Annotated in this window: 14 protein-coding genes and 1 tRNA gene; 10 read left to right on the forward strand and 5 right to left on the reverse strand. The window is 69.4% G+C overall.

Annotation, left to right across the window (positions count from 1 at the left end; translation table 11 throughout):
- Positions 1-395 precede the first annotated feature (395 nt).
- Together DSX2_RS01500 and DSX2_RS01505 are read right to left on the reverse strand one after the other, a co-directional pair.
- Positions 396-1,586, reverse strand: a complete 1,191-nt coding sequence (locus tag DSX2_RS01500) for a pyridoxal phosphate-dependent aminotransferase (RefSeq protein ID WP_020879259.1) — start codon at positions 1,584-1,586, stop codon at positions 396-398.
- An 83-nt stretch (positions 1,587-1,669) separates the two neighbouring features.
- Entirely contained in the window at positions 1,670-3,103 is a 1,434-nt protein-coding gene (locus tag DSX2_RS01505; protein ID WP_020879260.1) for a sigma-54 dependent transcriptional regulator, read from the reverse strand.
- Positions 3,104-3,466: 363 nt separating this feature from the next.
- On the opposite strand from DSX2_RS01505, the gene larB reads away from it, so the two are divergent.
- The 8 genes from larB (at position 3,467) to DSX2_RS01550 (ending at position 11,320) form a co-directional block, all read left to right on the forward strand.
- On the forward strand, positions 3,467-4,243 hold the full coding sequence (gene larB / locus DSX2_RS01515; RefSeq protein ID WP_020879261.1) for a nickel pincer cofactor biosynthesis protein LarB: 777 nt from the start codon (positions 3,467-3,469) through the stop codon (positions 4,241-4,243).
- Entirely contained in the window at positions 4,240-5,358 is a 1,119-nt protein-coding gene (locus DSX2_RS01520; RefSeq protein WP_020879262.1) for a glycosyltransferase, read from the forward strand. Before larB ends, DSX2_RS01520 begins: the two co-directional genes overlap by 4 nt.
- Positions 5,359-5,413: 55 nt before the next feature.
- The gene (locus tag DSX2_RS01525) at positions 5,414-6,109 is read left to right on the forward strand and encodes a phosphatase PAP2 family protein (protein ID WP_152512803.1); all 696 of its coding nucleotides are present in this window, start codon (positions 5,414-5,416) and stop codon (positions 6,107-6,109) included.
- Entirely contained in the window at positions 6,106-7,191 is a 1,086-nt protein-coding gene (locus DSX2_RS01530; RefSeq protein WP_020879264.1) for a glycosyltransferase family 4 protein, read from the forward strand. The genes DSX2_RS01525 and DSX2_RS01530 overlap by 4 nt, the downstream gene beginning before the upstream one ends.
- A 159-nt stretch (positions 7,192-7,350) precedes the next feature.
- Positions 7,351-8,703, forward strand: a complete 1,353-nt coding sequence (locus DSX2_RS01535; RefSeq protein ID WP_020879265.1) for an NAD(P)/FAD-dependent oxidoreductase — start codon at positions 7,351-7,353, stop codon at positions 8,701-8,703.
- Positions 8,704-8,720: 17 nt separating this feature from the next.
- Positions 8,721-9,830 (forward strand): Xaa-Pro peptidase family protein, encoded by a 1,110-nt coding sequence (locus tag DSX2_RS01540; RefSeq protein WP_020879266.1) that lies wholly within the window; start codon positions 8,721-8,723, stop codon positions 9,828-9,830.
- Positions 9,797-10,072: a DUF4911 domain-containing protein gene (locus DSX2_RS01545; protein WP_020879267.1), complete on the forward strand. Its 276-nt coding sequence runs from the start codon at positions 9,797-9,799 to the stop codon at positions 10,070-10,072. Before DSX2_RS01540 ends, DSX2_RS01545 begins: the two co-directional genes overlap by 34 nt.
- 270 nt (positions 10,073-10,342) lie before the next feature.
- A complete protein-coding gene (locus DSX2_RS01550) occupies positions 10,343-11,320 on the forward strand; it encodes an NAD(P)H-quinone oxidoreductase (RefSeq protein ID WP_020879268.1) in 978 nt (325 codons plus the stop codon).
- 182 nt (positions 11,321-11,502) lie between these two features.
- Here the strand turns inward: DSX2_RS01550 and DSX2_RS01555 are convergent, their stop codons facing one another.
- From DSX2_RS01555 to DSX2_RS01565, 3 genes are all read right to left on the reverse strand, one after another.
- Positions 11,503-12,258: an XDD4 family exosortase-dependent surface protein gene (locus DSX2_RS01555; protein ID WP_035040155.1), complete on the reverse strand. Its 756-nt coding sequence runs from the start codon at positions 12,256-12,258 to the stop codon at positions 11,503-11,505.
- A 218-nt stretch (positions 12,259-12,476) separates the two neighbouring features.
- The gene (locus DSX2_RS01560; protein WP_020879270.1) at positions 12,477-13,169 is read right to left on the reverse strand and encodes an isoprenylcysteine carboxylmethyltransferase family protein; all 693 of its coding nucleotides are present in this window, start codon (positions 13,167-13,169) and stop codon (positions 12,477-12,479) included.
- Between the two features lie 101 nt (positions 13,170-13,270).
- On the reverse strand, positions 13,271-14,935 hold the full coding sequence (locus DSX2_RS01565; RefSeq protein ID WP_020879271.1) for a methyl-accepting chemotaxis protein: 1,665 nt from the start codon (positions 14,933-14,935) through the stop codon (positions 13,271-13,273).
- A 496-nt stretch (positions 14,936-15,431) separates the two neighbouring features.
- On the opposite strand from DSX2_RS01565, the gene DSX2_RS01570 reads away from it, so the two are divergent.
- A tRNA-Gly gene (locus tag DSX2_RS01570) sits at positions 15,432-15,507 on the forward strand.
- Positions 15,508-15,628: 121 nt separating this feature from the next.
- Positions 15,629-16,123 carry a ribosome maturation factor RimP gene (gene rimP, locus DSX2_RS01575; protein ID WP_236615057.1) on the forward strand — a complete coding sequence of 165 codons (495 nt, stop codon included), beginning with the start codon at positions 15,629-15,631 and terminating at the stop codon, positions 16,121-16,123.
- Positions 16,124-16,154 lie beyond the last annotated feature (31 nt).

The following is a 16,154-nucleotide window of genomic DNA, read 5'->3' on the forward strand; positions in this document are numbered from 1 at the left end:
ACCCCATCCCCCTCATCCTCCGAAACTTTTTGGCGCGCTTCGCGGGGCTTGGCCGTGAGCGGCGGGACGGTTGGTCCGGTCGTGGCGGGCGCGGTCGTGTGCAGCGGCAGAGAAGAAGGGAAAAAGTCACACCCGGCTGCTCAGTACGCGAGAGTCCTCCCCCGAAGACGAATCTACCCGGGATCGTAAAATATCCCGGGCAGATTCGTTCCTGCGGCCCGCCACGCCCAGGCTTGCTTCCAGCCTGTCGCCCGGCGTGCCGCGCGCGAGGGGGGTCGAGGCAGAGCCTCGCGCGGGAGAGTCCAGAGAGGGGCGCGCAGCCCCTCTCTGGCGGGAGGGTCCGGGGAGGGCAGCGCCCTCCCCGGCCGCCGGAGGCATCCGTCTCCGGGGGGTCCCTACTTGTAGGCCGCGATGGCCTTCTTGAAACCGGGCAGGCTGTTCCTGATGAACTTCTCCTCCACGCAGAAGGCGAGGCGGAAGTAGCCGGAGCGGCCGAAGCCGGAGCCGGGCACGGCCAGGACGAGGTTCTCGGCCAGGGTGCGGCAGAACGCCACGTCGTCTCCGCCCGGGGCCTTGGGGAAGAAGTAGAAGGCTCCCTTGGGCATGGCGTACTCGTAGCCCGCGGCGGTAAGTACCTCGGCCATGGCCTTGCGGCGCGCGTCGTAGACGGAGGCGTCCACGCTGTTGCCCAGGGCCTTGAGCAGGACCTTCTGGGCGATGGCCGGGGCGTTGACGAAGCCGAGGATGCGGTTGGTCAGCGTCAGGCCGCCGAGCAGGGTCTCCTTCTCGGGCATGTGCGGATTGACCGCGATGTAGCCCACGCGGGCACCGGCCAGGGAGAGGTTCTTGGAGAACGAGCTGACCACCACGGAGTACGGGTAGAGCGGCAGGAGCGGCGGCACCCTGGCGCCGTCGTAGGCCAGGAAGCGGTACGGCTCGTCGCCCAGGAGGTAGATGGGCCGCCCGTACTCGGCGCTCTTTTTCGCCAGGAGCGCGGCCAGGGCCTCGAGGTCTTCGCGGGAGTAGATGGCGCCGGTGGGGTTGTTGGGCGAGTTGACCAGGACCACGCGGGTCTTCTCGGTGATGGCCGCCTCGAAGGCGTCGAGGTCGAGGTCGAAGGTCAGGTCCTTGGCGGGCACGGGCTTGAAGACGCCGCCGAAGTTCTGGGTGTAGAAGACGTATTCCACGAAGAAGGGCGCGGGCGCCAGGACCTCGTCGCCCGGATCGAGCACGGCGCGCAGCAGGGCGTTCAGGCCGCCCGCCGCGCCGCAGGTGATGATCACGTCGCCAGCCTTGACCGGGCAGTCCTGCTCCACGGCCACCTCGAGGGCCAGGCGGGCGCGCACCTCGGGGTATCCGGCGTTGTGCATGTAGCCCACGCTGAAGGGCTGCTCGATGGTCTCGGCGATCTCGCACAGGGCTTCGCGCACGGCGAGCGGCGGCGGCAGGTCGGGGTTGCCCAGCGAGAAGTCGCAGACCGCGTCGACGCCGTGCTGCTGCTTCAGCTTGGCGCCCTCCTCGAACATCTTGCGGATCCAGGAAGAGCGGCCGAGGTAGTCGGTGACCTGGGAAGAGAGAACGGACATGTGCTCTGGCCTCCTGCGCGGCGAAGCTCGCGCGGGGCGCAGGGCGCCTGCCACGGGGGCCTCGCGGCGCCGTGGGTTCGGGTTCAGGGAATTTCCAGGCCCTGCTTGCGGTATTCCGCGAGCTTGTTGCGCAGGGTGCGCACGGAGATGCCCAGGAGGTCCGCTGCCTGGGTGCGGTTGCCCTGGGTCTTGTCGAGGCTTTTCAGGATCATGCGGCGTTCCATCTCGTCCAGCGGCAGGACCTCGCCGCCGACGCCCCCGGCCTCGTCCGCGACCGGGGCGGCGGCGCAGACGCCCGGGGTACACTGCCCGGCCTCCTCGAACTCCTCGGGCACCTCCCAGGCGTCCGGGTCGAGGAGGAAGTGGCGCGACTCGATGGGGCCGTTTCCGGCCAGGAGCACGGCGCGCTCCATGAGGTTCTGCAGCTCGCGCACGTTGCCGGGCCAGTCGTAGGAGCGCATCCACTCCACGGCCTCCTCGGAGAAGGCGAGCCTGGGCAGGCCGTAGGCCTTGCGGAAGCCGTCCACGAACCACTGCGCGAGCAGCAGCACGTCGTCCCCGCGGTCGCGAAGCGCGGGCAGGCGCAGGGGGATGACGTTCAGGCGGAAATAGAGGTCCTGGCGGAACTTGCCCTGCTGCACGTACTCGTCGAGCTTGCGGTTGGTGGTGGCCAGGACGCGCACGTCGACCTTGACCGTGTCCAGGCCGCCCACGCGGTCGATCTCGCCTTCCTGCAGCACGCGCAGGAGCTTGGCCTGAAGGCCCATGTCCATCTCGGAGATCTCGTCGAGCAGGATGGTGCCGCCGGAGGCCAGCTCGAACTTGCCGAGCTTGCGGGCGATGGCGCCGGTGAAGGCGCCCTTCTCGTGGCCGAAGAGTTCGGATTCCAGCAGGTGCTCGGGCAGGGCCGCGCAGTTGATGGCCACGAAGGGCTTGTCCGCGCGGTCCGAGAGGGAGTGGAGGTAGCGGGCGAAGCGCTCCTTGCCGGTGCCGGACTCGCCGGAGATGAGGACCGTGGCCTTGGAGGCCGCGACCTGCTTGGCCAAAGCCAGGACGCGCAGGACCGAGGGGTGGCGGCCGATGATCTCGCCCGCGCCGCCGCGCTGGGGCTCGGCCTTGCGCGCGGGCGCGGCCTGGGCGGCAGGGGCCTCCTCGGCCGGGGGCGGCGTCTTGGGCAGCACGGCCTCGATCTTGTCCAGGGAGACGGGATCGAGCCAGTAGTCGTGGGCGCCGAGTTCGAGGAGCCTGCGCGCCTCATCGGCCGTGCCCTGCTCGGTGAAGATGACGATGGGCGGAAAGTCGCCCATGGCGGAGGCGGACTCGCCCAGAAGGTTCTCGACCCTGTAGCCGGGCAGGCGGACGCGCGAAAAGACGAACAGCGGACGGCTCTTCTTGATGAAGGACAGGGCGCCGGTGAGGTTCTCGGCCAGGCCGACCTCGTAGCCCATCTCGCGCAGGCGGCTGAAGTGCGCCGTGACCGCCGCGGGCTGGGCGACGAAAAGGATGCTAGCCGCCACGGGCCGTCCTCGCGGTGGCTCGCTTCGGGGAAGCTGAGGATGAGTGCTGCATGTTCTCCCAGTGTGACGCCCGCGGAACACGCCGAGCCGTGCCGCGCGGAAGCCCGCCGCAGTGCATTCGTGTCGCGTCTGGTCCCTTGTCTGCCTGCCGAGCGTCGTCACGCTCGCGACACGAGGCGCACGCATACGCGGCTTTCGCCACGACTTCTATACAGACATTCTCCGCCAAGGACAATCCCGCTGCGGCCAACCATCGGAATAGGTGCGCGAATCCGGACCGGGGGGCACCTGGGGAGAGGGGCCGGTCCGATCCCAGGAACGGGCGGTTGACCTCCCGGGTCGGCGCGGATAGCTTCCGGCCCCATGGACAAGGAACATCTGCGCAGCGTTCTGGCCGCGGTGGCCGAGGGCAGCCTCGGGGTGGACGAGGCCCTGCGGCGCGTGGCCCTGGAGCCTTACGCCCGCCTCGCCGAGGGGGTCTGCCTGGACACCGGGCGCGGCGTGCGCACGGGCCAGCACGAGGTCGTCTTCGGCCAGGGCAAGGACGACCGCCAGCTGCTGGCGGCGGTGGGCGGGCTGGCCGAGGCCGGGCTGCCCGCGCTGGTCACGCGCTGCGACGCGCGCCAGGGCGCCCTGCTGCTCGGCGCCTTCGCGCAGGGCGAATACTGGGAGCGCGCCCGGCTCTTCTGCCTGGGCAGGCCGCTTTCGCTGGCCGCCCCCTTTCCCGCCGAGGGCGAGGCCGTGATCGTCTCGGCGGGCGCGGCGGACGCGCCCGTGGCCCTGGAGGCCCTGGGCACGGCCCGCTACCTCGGGCTGTCCGCGGGCTTCGTGCCGGACGTCGGCGTGGCCGGACTGCATCGCCTGCTGCCCTATTCCGAGGCCCTGTCCAGGGCGCGGCTGCTGGTGGTCGTGGCGGGCATGGAAGGCGCGCTGCCGAGCGTCGTGGCGGGCATGTTCGGCAAGCCCGTGGTCGCGGTGCCCACGTCCGTGGGCTACGGCACGGGGCTCGGCGGCGTGGCCGCGCTGCTCTCCATGCTCAACTCCTGCGCCGCGGGGCTTTGCGTGGTCAACATCGACAACGGCTTCGGCGCCGCCTCCCTCGCGGCCAAGCTCCTTTCTTCCCGAGCCGAGGCCCGGTGAACGTCCTCTTCGTCAACTCCACACGCCGCTGGGGCGGGGTCAAGACCTGGACCCTGGACCTGGCCGCGCGCCTTGCGGCCGCGGGCCACGGCGCGCACGTCGCCTGCCGCCCCGGCCCCTTCGCGGACAAGGCGCGCTCCCTCGGCCTTCCGGTCGAGGCCCGGCGCTTCGGCCTGGACTACAGCCCGGCGATGATCCTCTGGTTCCTGCGCCTCTTCAAGGCCTGGAAGACCGACGTCGTGGTCTGCAACGTGGGCAAGGACCTGCGCACCGCGGGCGTGGCCGCGCGGCTGGCCGGGCTGCCCGTGGTGCACCGCGTGGGCCTGCCGCGCGACATGCGCGACACCCTGAAGGTCCGCCTCACGCACCGCTTCGTGCGGCCGCGCCTGCTCTCGCCCTGCGAGTACATCAAGGACGAGATGCTGGACGAGGTCTCCTTCCTGCGCCCCGACGAGATCACGGTCATCCGCACGGGCAAGCCGTGCGCGGGCGCCCTGCCCGCGGCGGCCCAGGCTCCGGGCGTCCCCCGCCGCCTGGTCATGACCTCGCAGCTGAACGCGGACAAGGGGCACGCCGACGTGCTGCGCGCCCTGGCGAGGCTCGCGGCCGAGGGGCTCGACTTCCGCCTGGACGTGGTGGGCGAGGGGCGCGAGGCCGAGGCCCTGCGCGCCCTGGCCGACGCCCTCGGGATCGCGGAAAAGTTGACCTTCCTCGGTTTTCAGGCCAGTGTGCAGCCCTTCCTGGCGCAAGCCGAGATATTCGTCCTGGCCTCGCGCTCGGAGGGACTGCCGAACACCCTGCTCGAGGCCATGGCCGCCGGGCTCGCGCCCATCGCGCGCAACGTGGGCGGCGTGGCGGAGGTCTGGCCGGAAGAACTTTCGCCTTTCCTGACCACGCCCGCGCCCGCAGCCCAAAGCGACGCGGACGAAAACGACCTCACGCAGCCGCTGCGCACGCTGCTCTCCGTCCCGGACGAAGAGCTCGCGCGCCTGCGCGGGGCGGCGCTGGCCGCCTGCCGCGAACGCTTCGAGATCGGCGCGCAGGCCGCGCGGCTGACGGACTGGCTGGCGGGCCTGGCCGCAACGCGGCAGAACCGGCCCCGGAGCCGGGCATGAGCCGGGCAGCCCCCGGCATGGACAACGGATGAGCGCCTTTCGCGATGAACCACAGATGCACCATCTCCCCGCGACGCAAACCACGGACGGCGGCATGACGCGCCGCGACCTGCCCGTGCTGCTCGGCCACTGGCTGGCCTGCTGCCTGCCCCTGCTCCTGGTGCTGGGGCTGCTGCGCCTGTCCATCGGCAGCGACGCGGCCGTGGACGTCTTCTTCCGGGCGCACCGCGCCGCGCATCCCCTCCTCCATCGCCTCTTCACCCTGGCCTCGGACTGGGGCAACCTCTGCCTCTACGCCCCGGCCGCGGCGACGCTGATCCTCGCCTGGCGCCGGGGGAACCGCCCGCGCGTGCGCTACTGGCTGACCTTCGCGGCATTGCAGTTCCTGCTCTGCTTCCTGGTCGTGCGCATCGCCAAGATCTCGCTCGGTGTGCCCCGGCCGGACGCCTCAAACCGCCTGCCCGAGCCCTGGACCTTCGACGCCAGCCACCACGCGCGCCCCTCGGGCCACACGGCCGAGATCTTCGGCCAGGCCACGGCCCTGACGCTGGACCGCCCGGCCCGCTGGAAGACGCTGCTCCTGGCCTGCTTCGGCACTGCGGTGGCCTTCTCGCGCATCTATCTTTCCTGGCATTCGCCGAGCGACGTCTTCTTCGGCCTGCTCGTGGGCGCCACCGTGGGCATCTTCTGCCCCGTGCTCATGGACGTGGACTGGAAGGGACTTGTGCGCGCGGCAAGGAACACGCGGTGAAAATCATCTTCCTAACCTCCTCGTCCACGGCCAGCGGCGGCTCGCGCCAGGCCATCTACCTGGCCAGGGGACTGTGCGAGAAGGGCCACGACCTGACCCTCTTCGCGCCCGAGGGCTCGCCCCTGCCCTCCATCGACCCGAGCGTGCCCTCGCGCGTCCTGCCCGCCAGGCGCTCGCGCTGGCGCGCCGCAGTGGAGGCGGTGCTGCCCGCCAAGAACGAGCCCGTGGTGGTGCACGCCTTCCACAACAAGGCCTGCAAGCTGGCCTCGCTGTGGGGGCTCGTCTGGAAGCTCTCCGGCCGCAAGTCCGTGGTCCTGCTCAACCGGGGCGTCTGCTACCGGCCGGGCAACCCGCTGCCCTGGTGGTCGCCCGGCGTGGACGCCGTGACCGTCAATTCCATGGCCTGCGCCAAGGTCCTGGCCCGCATCGGCACACCGCGCGGCAGGCTGCGCGTCATCTACAACGGCGTGCCGCCCACCCGCGTCTCGCCCGCCCGCTCGCGCGACGCCGTGCGCGCAGAGCTCGGCATCCCGCGCGACACGCTTGTCGTCGGCTCGATCACGGGCGACAAGCCGGTCAAGGGCGTGGCCGAGCTCGTGCGCGGCGCGGCCCTGGCCAAGGCCGAGGGCTTTTCCGGCCGCCTGGTCCTCGTGGGCGCGAGCCCGGAGAAGTGGACCCCGCTGGCCGAGGAGCTGGGCGTGGCCGAGCTCTTCCGCTTCATCCCGCGCACCCCGGCCGTGGCCGACTACCTCCAGATCTTCGACGCCTTCGTCATCTCCTCGCTTTCCGAGTCCCTGCCCAACACCCTGCTCGAGGCCTGCCTGACCGGGCTGCCCGTGCTCTCCACGGCAGTGGGCGGCGTGCCCGAGCTGATCGAGGGCCGCGGCCTGATCGTCGCGCCCGGCGATCCCTCGGCCCTGTCCAAGGGGCTGCTGGACATGGCCGCGGACGCCGCGCGGCGCGAGCGCTTCGCCGCGTCCAGCCGCGAGCTTGCCGCCTCCTGCACCCTGGAGCGCAAGGTGGAGCGCACAGAGACGCTCTACCGCGAGCTTCTGGCCGCGCGCGGCTTCCCCACGGACTGACCGGGGACTCCCGGCGCCCCGGACACCCGGGCGGGACGCGGCCCTGAGGGGCGCTGCTGGCACGCATTCTGCAAATCATTCGCCCGGCGAACGATCTGCCAAAACTTTGCCCAGTTCCGCCGGACGCGGGCAGGCACATTTCTTTTCCGGGAGAGCCGCGTGACCACCACCTCGTGCACCTACCTCATCCTCGGCGCGGGCCCCACGGGCCTGGCCGCCGCCAACCGCCTGCGGGAGCTCGGCGAGGACTCGTTCCTCGTCCTCGAGCGCCACGGCCACGCGGGCGGACTCGCGGCCAGCTTCACGGACGGCGCGGGCTTCACCTGGGACATCGGCGGCCACGTCGTCTTCTCCCACTACGCCTACTTCGACTCGCTCCTCGACTCGCTCCTGGGCGAGGACGTGCTCAGGCACCAGCGCATCTCGTCGGTGCGCATCGCGGGCGGCTGGGTGCCCTACCCCTTCCAGAACAACATCCGCCACCTGCCGCCCGAGCTGCGCTGGGAATGCGTGCGCGAGCTTCTGCCCGGCAGGAGGCCGGAGGGCGAGCCCGAAAACTTCCTGCAGTGGTGCGAGACGGTCTTCGGCAAGGGCATCAGCCGCCTGTTCATGGCGCCCTACAATTTCAAGGTCTGGGCCACGCCGCCCGCGCTCATGGGCTATCGCTGGATCGGCGAGCGCGTCAGCGTCGTCTCCCTGGAGCAGGTGCTGCGCACCATCGTGCTCGGGGAGGACGACGTGGCCTGGGGGCCGAACAACACCTTCGGCTTCCCGCTGCGCGGCGGCACGGGCGAGATCTTCCGCCGCCTGGCAGCGCGCATCGCGGACCGGGTGGTCTACGACGCCGAGGCCGCGGCCGTGGACCCCGTGAGGAAGGAAGTGCGCACGGCGGACGGCCGCGTCTTCGCCTACGAGCATCTGCTCTCCACCATGCCGCTGGACCTGCTCGCGGGCTCGCTTATGAGCGGGGCGCCGGACGCGGTGCGCGAGGCCGCGAAGAGCCTTGCCCACAACAGCGTGCACGTGGCGGGCGTGGGCGTGGCCGACACCAGGGAGGACCCGACCTGCTGGATGTACTTCCCCGAGGACGACTGCCCCTTCTACCGCGTGACGAACTTCCACAACTACTCGCCCAACAACGTGGCCGAACCCGGCCGCCAGCGCGGCCTCATGGCCGAGACCTCGTCCTCGCCCCACAAGCCGGTGGACAAAACCGCGGTCCTGGAGCATACCCTGCGTGGCCTCGAGAACACGACCCTGACGCATCCCGGGACCGAAGTGGTCAGCGCCTGGCAGCACGACGTGGAATACGGCTATCCCGTGCCCACCCTCGGCCGCGACAAGGCGCTCGGCATCGTCCAGCCCTGGCTGGAGGAGCGCTCCGTCTTCTCGCGCGGCCGCTTCGGCGGCTGGAAATACGAGGTGGCGAACATGGACCACTCCGTCATGCAGGGCGTGGAATGGGCCGAACGGATGCTCTCGGACACCAGGGAAACCACCTACACACTCTAGCCATCCAGGCACGCACAATGACTTCTTCCGACACGACGACCGAGGCCGGCTCCGCCACCTCCTCCGACGTCTTCGCCGCCCGCCGCGAGCGGGTGCGCGCGAAGCTGGCGGAAAAGGGACTGGACGCACTGCTCGTGGCCCACGCGGCCAACCGCTTCTACCTCTCCGGCTTCGAGCTGCATGACCCGCAGTGCAACGAGTCCGCGGGCATGCTGCTCATCCACCGCGACGGGCGCGACGTGCTGCTCACGGACCCGCGCTACGAGGACGCGGCCAAGCGGCTGTGGGCGGCCGACGCCATCCACATCTACCGCGCCCCGCGCGACGCGGACATCAACGCCTTCCTCAAGGGCCAGAACTGCGCGACCATGGGCGTGGAGTCCGACGCGCTTTCGCACAGGACCTGGGAGTCGCTGTCCGACGGCCTGCCCTTCACCCCGGCCACCGGCATCGTGGAAGGCATCCGCCTCTTCAAGGACGCGGCCGAGATAGAGGCCATGCGCCGCTCCTGCGCCCTGAACCACGCGGCCTTCTCCGCCGCGCCCGGCTTCCTCGTGCCCGGCCGCTCGGAATACGAGGTCTCCTGGGAGCTGGAAAAGTACTTCCGCGAGCACGGCGCCACCGAGCTCTCCTTCTCCACCATCGTCGGCGTCAACCAGAACGCCGCGCTGCCCCACGCCATCCCCGGCCACACGGCCGTGCCCGAGTCCGGCCTCGTGCTCATCGACATGGGCTGCCGCCTGGACGACTACTGCTCGGACCAGACCCGCACCTTCTGGGTCGGCGACACGCCCTCGGACCGCTTCCGCCACGTGGTGGACATGGTCCGCGAGGCGCAGGACGCGGCACTCAAGATCATCCGCCCCGGCCTTCTCGTGCGCGACGCCTACCTCGCCGCGCGCGCGGTCTTCGAGCGCTACGGCCAGGAACGCTTCTTCACCCACGCGCTGGGCCACGGCATCGGGCTGCAGACCCACGAGCCCCCGAGCCTCGCGCCCACGGCGAGCGACATCCTGCAGCCCGGCATGGTCGTCACCGTGGAGCCGGGCCTCTACTACCCCGAATGGGGCGGCGTGCGCTGGGAGTACATGGTTTGCGTAACACAAGACGGTCACGACGTCCTCTAGGGCGTGATCCGGAGGCGGACCGCTCGGCCCGCCTCTACGTCACCCTCCCCCCGTCCGACATCGCGCGCTTCCGCTTCCTCCTGGAAGCGCACGACAACCTCGCCCTCTTCACGGTGCTCGACAAGCACCGCGCCGCGCTGCGCCTCTCCTTCCCCGTGGGGCTGGAGCCGCAGGTGCGCGCCGCCCTGGCCCGCATGGCGGACGAGATCGCCCTCACGGTCATCGAGCCGCGGCTGGGCTGAGGCAGAGATGCCTCCGGCGGGCAGGGAGGGGCTGTGCGCCCCCTCCCTGCACCCTCCCTGCACACGGGCGATGCCCTTGCCCCCCCTTCGCACACGAAACTCGGGATGCCGAACGCGCCGCTGACCGGGCGTGGCCGGGCGGGCATGGGCGGCCGGGCGTGGACGGCCGGTTGCGGCGTTCGGGAAGATTGTGTCGCCTCCGGGGCCCGAGGCGGGTATGCTGGGCGATGGAAAACTCTTTCGCGGACAAGCCTGAAAAAGGAGGACGCCATGAAGGCCATCGTCATGGATCGTTTCGGCCCGGCGGACGTGCTGCGGCTCGCGGACGTCGCGGAGCCTGAGTTGCGCGAAAACGACCTGCTCGTGCGCGTGCGCGCGGCGGGCGTCAACCGGGCGGACATCCTGCAGCGCCAGGGGATGTATGCCGACCAGCCGCTTGCCGACTCGGAGCTGTTGGGGCTCGAGCTCGCGGGCGAGGTCGTGGCCGCGGGCGCGGCCGTCGCGGACTTCGCCCCCGGGCAGCGCGTCATGGGCATCGTCGGGGGCGGGGCATACGCCGAGGTCGCGCGCATGGACGCGGGCATGGCCATGCCGGTCCCCCAAGGCATGGACTTCGCGCACGCGGCGGCCATCCCAGAGGTCTTCGTCACCGCGCACGAGGCGCTGTTCCACCTGGGCGGCCTGGAAGACGGCGGTACGGCGCTGATCCACGCCGCGGCGGGGGGCGTGGGCTCCGCCGCGGTCCAGCTGGCCCATGCCGCGGGCGCGCGCGTCTTCGCCACGGCCAGCCGCGCCAAGCTTCCGCGGGTCAGGGAGTTCGGCGCAAACACGGCCATCGACTACAGGTCCGAGGACTTCCGTGTGCGCGTGCTGGAGGAGACGGGCGGCAAGGGCGTGGACGTGGTCGTCGACTTCATCGGCGGCCCGAACTTCGCGCCGAACGTCGAGGCCCTGGCCGAAGGCGGACGCCTGATCCAGGTGGGCCTGCTGGGCGGCGCCAAGGCGGAGATCGACCTCGCCAGGATCCTCCGGAAGCGTCTGCGCATCATCGGCACGGTCATGAAGTCGCGCCCCCAGGAGGCCAAGCGCGCCATGGTCCGGCGCTTCGCCCGGCGCTGGCTCCCCCGCTTCGCGGACAATACCCTCCGCCCGGTCGTGGACCGCACCTTCCCCTTCGAGCAGGCCGCCGCGGCCCAGGACTACATGGAGTCCGGCGCCAATGTGGGCAAGATCGTCCTGACGACGTAGAGCCGGGTCACGGCAAGCTCCACTTCCAGGGCGCTCAAAAAGCGTCGGATGCAAGGAGCAGAAAAAAGCTCGGGCCCTCGCGCATGTTGAAATACGCGAGGGCCCGAATCTTTCGCGGCGGCGCTGCGGATGGTGCGTTTACAGCGCCCTGGCCGGGAGTGTCGGAGAATCCTTACGACTTGTTAAGAATCCCGACGCTCCACCGCGCGGGCGCGACGGCGGGCGACGACCGTGCCGAGCACGCCCGCCCCCATCAGGAGCATGGTGCAGGGCTCGGGAGTGGGCGTGGGCGGATCGTAGCCCGTGACCCGGGTCTCGCACAGGGACGTGCCGTACTGGAAGGCCACGCTGTCCGCGAGGTCGTCCAGGCTGAAGCCGTCGGAGGCGTGGAAGGTGAAGATGACCGAGTCGTCGATCAGCGGCCCCTGCTTGCTGAGCCCCTTCTTGTTCTTCGCGCCGGGGTTGGTGAAACCGGCGCTGAGCAGCCCGTAGTCGGCGCCCCCGAGCTTGTGGTGATGGCTCGAGAAGTTGCTGTGGCCGAGGCCGGAGAGCGCCCCGGAGGCGCTGATGAAGCTGTTGTAGTCCGCGATCAGGTCGAGCGTGCTCTGCTTGAAGCCCCAGCCGTCGCCCACGTCGCTCAGGGAGCCGTAATAGACGGTCGATCCGGCCAGCGCGGCGGACACCGGGGTCAGCGTGTACCCGCCGTCCACGTCGAAGAAGAGCCCGGTCAGCACGGCGCTCGGCGAGGTCGTGTCGGCCGTGGACGTGTTGGCCAGCGTGACGGTCAGGGAATTGCCCGTCAGGCTGAACAGCGCGGAGGCGGAATACGCACCCGAGGAGCCGGTGTAATAGAGCGTCGAAGCCTGGGCAGCCACGGCCGACGCCGCGGCGAGGACGATCATGCCGAGAATGAACAGGGATTTGGCGATGCGGTTCATGCGGGTTTCCTTTGGTTCATCGACCCCGGCCATCAGGAGCCCCCTCGGCCCCAGCCGGCCCGATTGCCGTTCGCCAAGCGAAGCAAGAACTGGTCCAAGTATTTTGTCCTTTCATTTAAAGTTCTTATACAAATATTTTCATCCCAGAGTGTAAGATTTACCGACCGAACCGCGAAAAGTCCTCTTCGCCTTTCACCCCGCCATCCGCCGTCTTCCCCCTAGTTCTTCTCTCCCCTCCCCTTTCCCCGCAGCCAGCGCGAAAGGTCCGGCACGAGCCGGGGCGTGCGGGCGCAGTAGGCGTCGTATTCGCTGCCGAACTGCGCGCGCAGAAGCTTCTCTTCCGAGCGCATGCGGGCCTGGAGCAGCGGCAGGAAGCAGGCAGCGACCAGCACGCCGGGAAGCGAGCGGAAGGCCAGGGCCCAGCCCAGGGCGTTCACGAGCACGCCGAGGTAGCTGGGGTTGCGCACCACGCCGTATATGCCGTCCGTGACCAACCTGTGCCCCGGCTGGATGGCCACCAGGGCGCTGAAGCGGTTGCCGAGCACGAAGACCGGCCAGAGCCTGAGCGCCCCGCCGAGGGTGTAGAGGATGACGCCGAGCCAGCGCACCGCGTCGCCGTCGATTGTCAGGAAGCCCAGCCTGTCCGTGTAGGCCGGGAGCCAGGCGAGCAGCAGCCCGAGCAGCGAGAAGACCGCGATGACCCAGCGGTTGGAGCGGTCCTCGCGCACGCCGGGGCTCAGGGTGCCGCCGCTGAAGAGCGACGCGCCCGTGAGGGCGAGCGTGACCGCGGCCAGGGCGAGTCGCGCCGGATCGGCGAAGAAGGCGGCGACCCCGCCCCAGCCGAGCACGGCCAGCCCGAGATAGAGGAGGACCGAGGCGACGGCGAGGAGGGCGAACCGTGGGGAGATCATGCCCCTCCCTTACCCGATCCGGCGGATCGCCGCCACGAAAACGAGGCCCCGGCCGTCCCTTTCGGGCGGCCGGGGCCGGGCGGACGCTGCGCGGGGCAGCGCTAGAATTTCTGGAAACCGGCGTCCAGGTCCTCGGAGGCCATGTCCAGCTTGAGGGCCGGGGCCTTCTTCAGGGAAGCGGACCGCCTGGCCGGGGTCTTCGCCGCGGCGAGCGAAGCCGCGGCCGCGCGCGGCCGCGGGGCGCCTCCGTGGCTGTTCAGGCGGAAGAAGTTGACCGTGGACAGAAGCTGCTCCGACTGGCTGGACAGCTCTTCCGTGGTCGAGGCCATCTCCTCGGCGGCCGAGGCGTTCTGCTGGATGACCTGGTCGAGCTGCTGGATGGCCTTGTTGATCTGGTCCGCGCCCGCGTCCTGCTCCTTGGAGGCGGCGGCGATGTCCTGCACGAGGTCGGCCGTCTTCTTGATGTCCGGGACGATGGCGGTGAACATCCGCCCGGCGCTCTCGGCCACGGCGACGGACTCCGAGGAGAGCGTGGATATCTCGGCCGCGGCCATGCCGCTGCGCTCGGCGAGCTTGCGCACCTCGGCCGCGACCACGGCGAAGCCCTTGCCGTGCTCCCCGGCCCGGGCCGCCTCGATGGCCGCGTTCAGCGCCAGGAGGTTGGTCTGCCGGGCGATCTCCTCGATGATGGTGATCTTCGACGCGATCTCCTTCATGGCCTGCACGGTCTGCGCCACCGCCCGGCCGCCTTCCTCGGTGCTGGCGGCGGACTTGACGGCCATCCGCTCGGTCTGATCGGAATTCTCGGCATTGTGTTGGATGTTGGAGGCCATCTGCTCCATGGACGAGGAGACCTCCTCCACGCTCGAGGCCTGCTCCGTGGCCCCCTGGGAGAGGGTCTCGGCCGTGGCGGCGAGCTCCTCCGACCCGGAAGCCACGTTCTCGGCGCCTGCCTTGACCTCGGACACGATCTCCCGGAGCTTGTGGACCATGCCGTTCAGAGCAGCGGCGAGCTGCCCCACCTCGTCCTTGCGGTCTATCTGAATGATCTGGTCGAGATCCCCCTGGGCCAGGCTCTTGGCGAATTCGACGCCGCGCAGCAGAGGGGCGCTGATGGCCCGGGAGATGACGAACCCGAGGAGGATGCCGAAGGCCGCGCTGACGCAGGCGACAACGAGGAGCAGGAAGCGGTTGGATTCGTAGATGCGCGTCGTCTCGACCGAGTAGTCCTTGGCGTTGGACTCCTTGACGCGGGTCAGGTCGGTCATGGCCGCGTCGACCTTGTCCAGCTTCTCGCGCCCCGTGGTCATGGAGAGGTCGACGGAATCGCGCTTGTCCTGGAGCTCGTCGGCTTGCGCCATGGAGAGGATATGGTCCAGGACCGGCTTGTAGTCGGCGATGTACCTGTCCAACTCGCCCAGAAGCTGCTTGGACCTTTCGGAATAGAAGAGCGGCCGGGCCCGGGCCAGGTAATCGAGATACGCCTTGCCGTACTTCCCGACGTCCTGCCTGTACCTGTCCCTGTCCTCCGCGCTGGAGGAGAGCAGCATGTTCTTCAGCGCCCTGTCCCTGTATATGAGGTTGATGTTGGCCTCCTTGACGTAGGAGATGCCGAGGAGTTCCTTGTTGTAGATGTCGTCCGCCATGGAGTTGATGTCGGACATCTTCTGGATGCCGAGGAAGGCCACCACGAGCATGGCCGCCGTCAGCAGCAGAAACGCGAAGAGGATCTTTGAAGACGTCTTGAGATCATAGAACCATTTCATGGTTGTCCTTCCCCCGGAATGTTTGTTGATCGGGGCCCGAGACTTTCCCAAAACGCCTGTCGGTGGAATTATTTTTCGCGCGAAAATATTCTTTTATCATTGTATCTTACATATAAAAATAATGCTCGGAATCCAAAAGGGGAGCAGGAGTAGGGATTCCGATCCGCTCTGCCGCGTCGAGGCGGGCGAGATCAGCACGCCGAACGCCGGGCCTCGCCCGGAGAAGGCCCGGGCGGAGGCCCTGGCGGAGGGCGCCCCCTCTTCCGGGACGACGCGCGCGGCCCGGTTCGGACGGGGGGGGAAGACGAGAGGAGACAAAGGGATCGCACGTCCCCTTTCCACTGCGCCGCGGTTTCCGGTCTGCAGGCCGGGCTCCGGGAGCGGCTTCGCGGAAGGGGACGGATCGCCTTCCGCCCGGCGACCCCGCGCCCCGTATTCTCTTTTTCTCCTCCCTCTTGACATCAAAATGCGATGTGCTAGATAACTGCGTTCCCGAGCGGGTGTAGCTCAGCTGGTAGAGTACAAGCTTCCCAAGCTTGGTGTCGCGGGTTCGATCCCCGTCGCCCGCTCCAAATTCCGCTCCGGCCTCGGCCGGACCGGGCCTTCTGTTGGTGGCGCTGGAAGGTGGCTTTGGGCCACCTTTTTATTTGGCGCCGCGGGTGGTCCGCTGGCAAGGACGGGCACACGATGGACATGAATCTCGCACAGACCCTGGAAACCCTTTTCGCCCCCGTGATCGAAGGCCTCGGCCTCACGCTGTGGGGCATCGAGACCGTCGGCGGCGATGGACAGCTGGTCGTGCGCGTGTTCATCGAGCGCGAGGGCGGCGTGGACGTGGACGACTGCGCCAAGACGAGCCGCCACCTGAGCCTGCTCCTGGACGTGGAGGATCCCGTCCCCGGACGCTACAGGCTCGAGGTCTCCTCGCCCGGACTGGAGCGCCCGTTCTTCAGGCTCGACCAGGTCAGGCCCCACGTGGGCGGCACGGTGGAGGTGAAGCTCCACACGCCGACGTCCGCGGATCCGGCCCGGCGCAACTACAAGGGCGTGCTGCTGGCCGTGACCGACGACTCCCTGAAGGTCGAGGTGGACGGCGAGGACTACGTCCTGCCCTGGGCGAACGTGTCCAAATGCCGCCTGCGCGTCACCGACTGGGACGCGGTGAAGAAAGGCAAGCAACCTCGGTAGATTTTCACTCGGCATCAGAGATTTTGATTTC

It is taken from the genome of Desulfovibrio sp. X2 (assembly GCF_000422205.1).
Lineage (GTDB): Bacteria > Desulfobacterota > Desulfovibrionia > Desulfovibrionales > Desulfovibrionaceae > Alkalidesulfovibrio.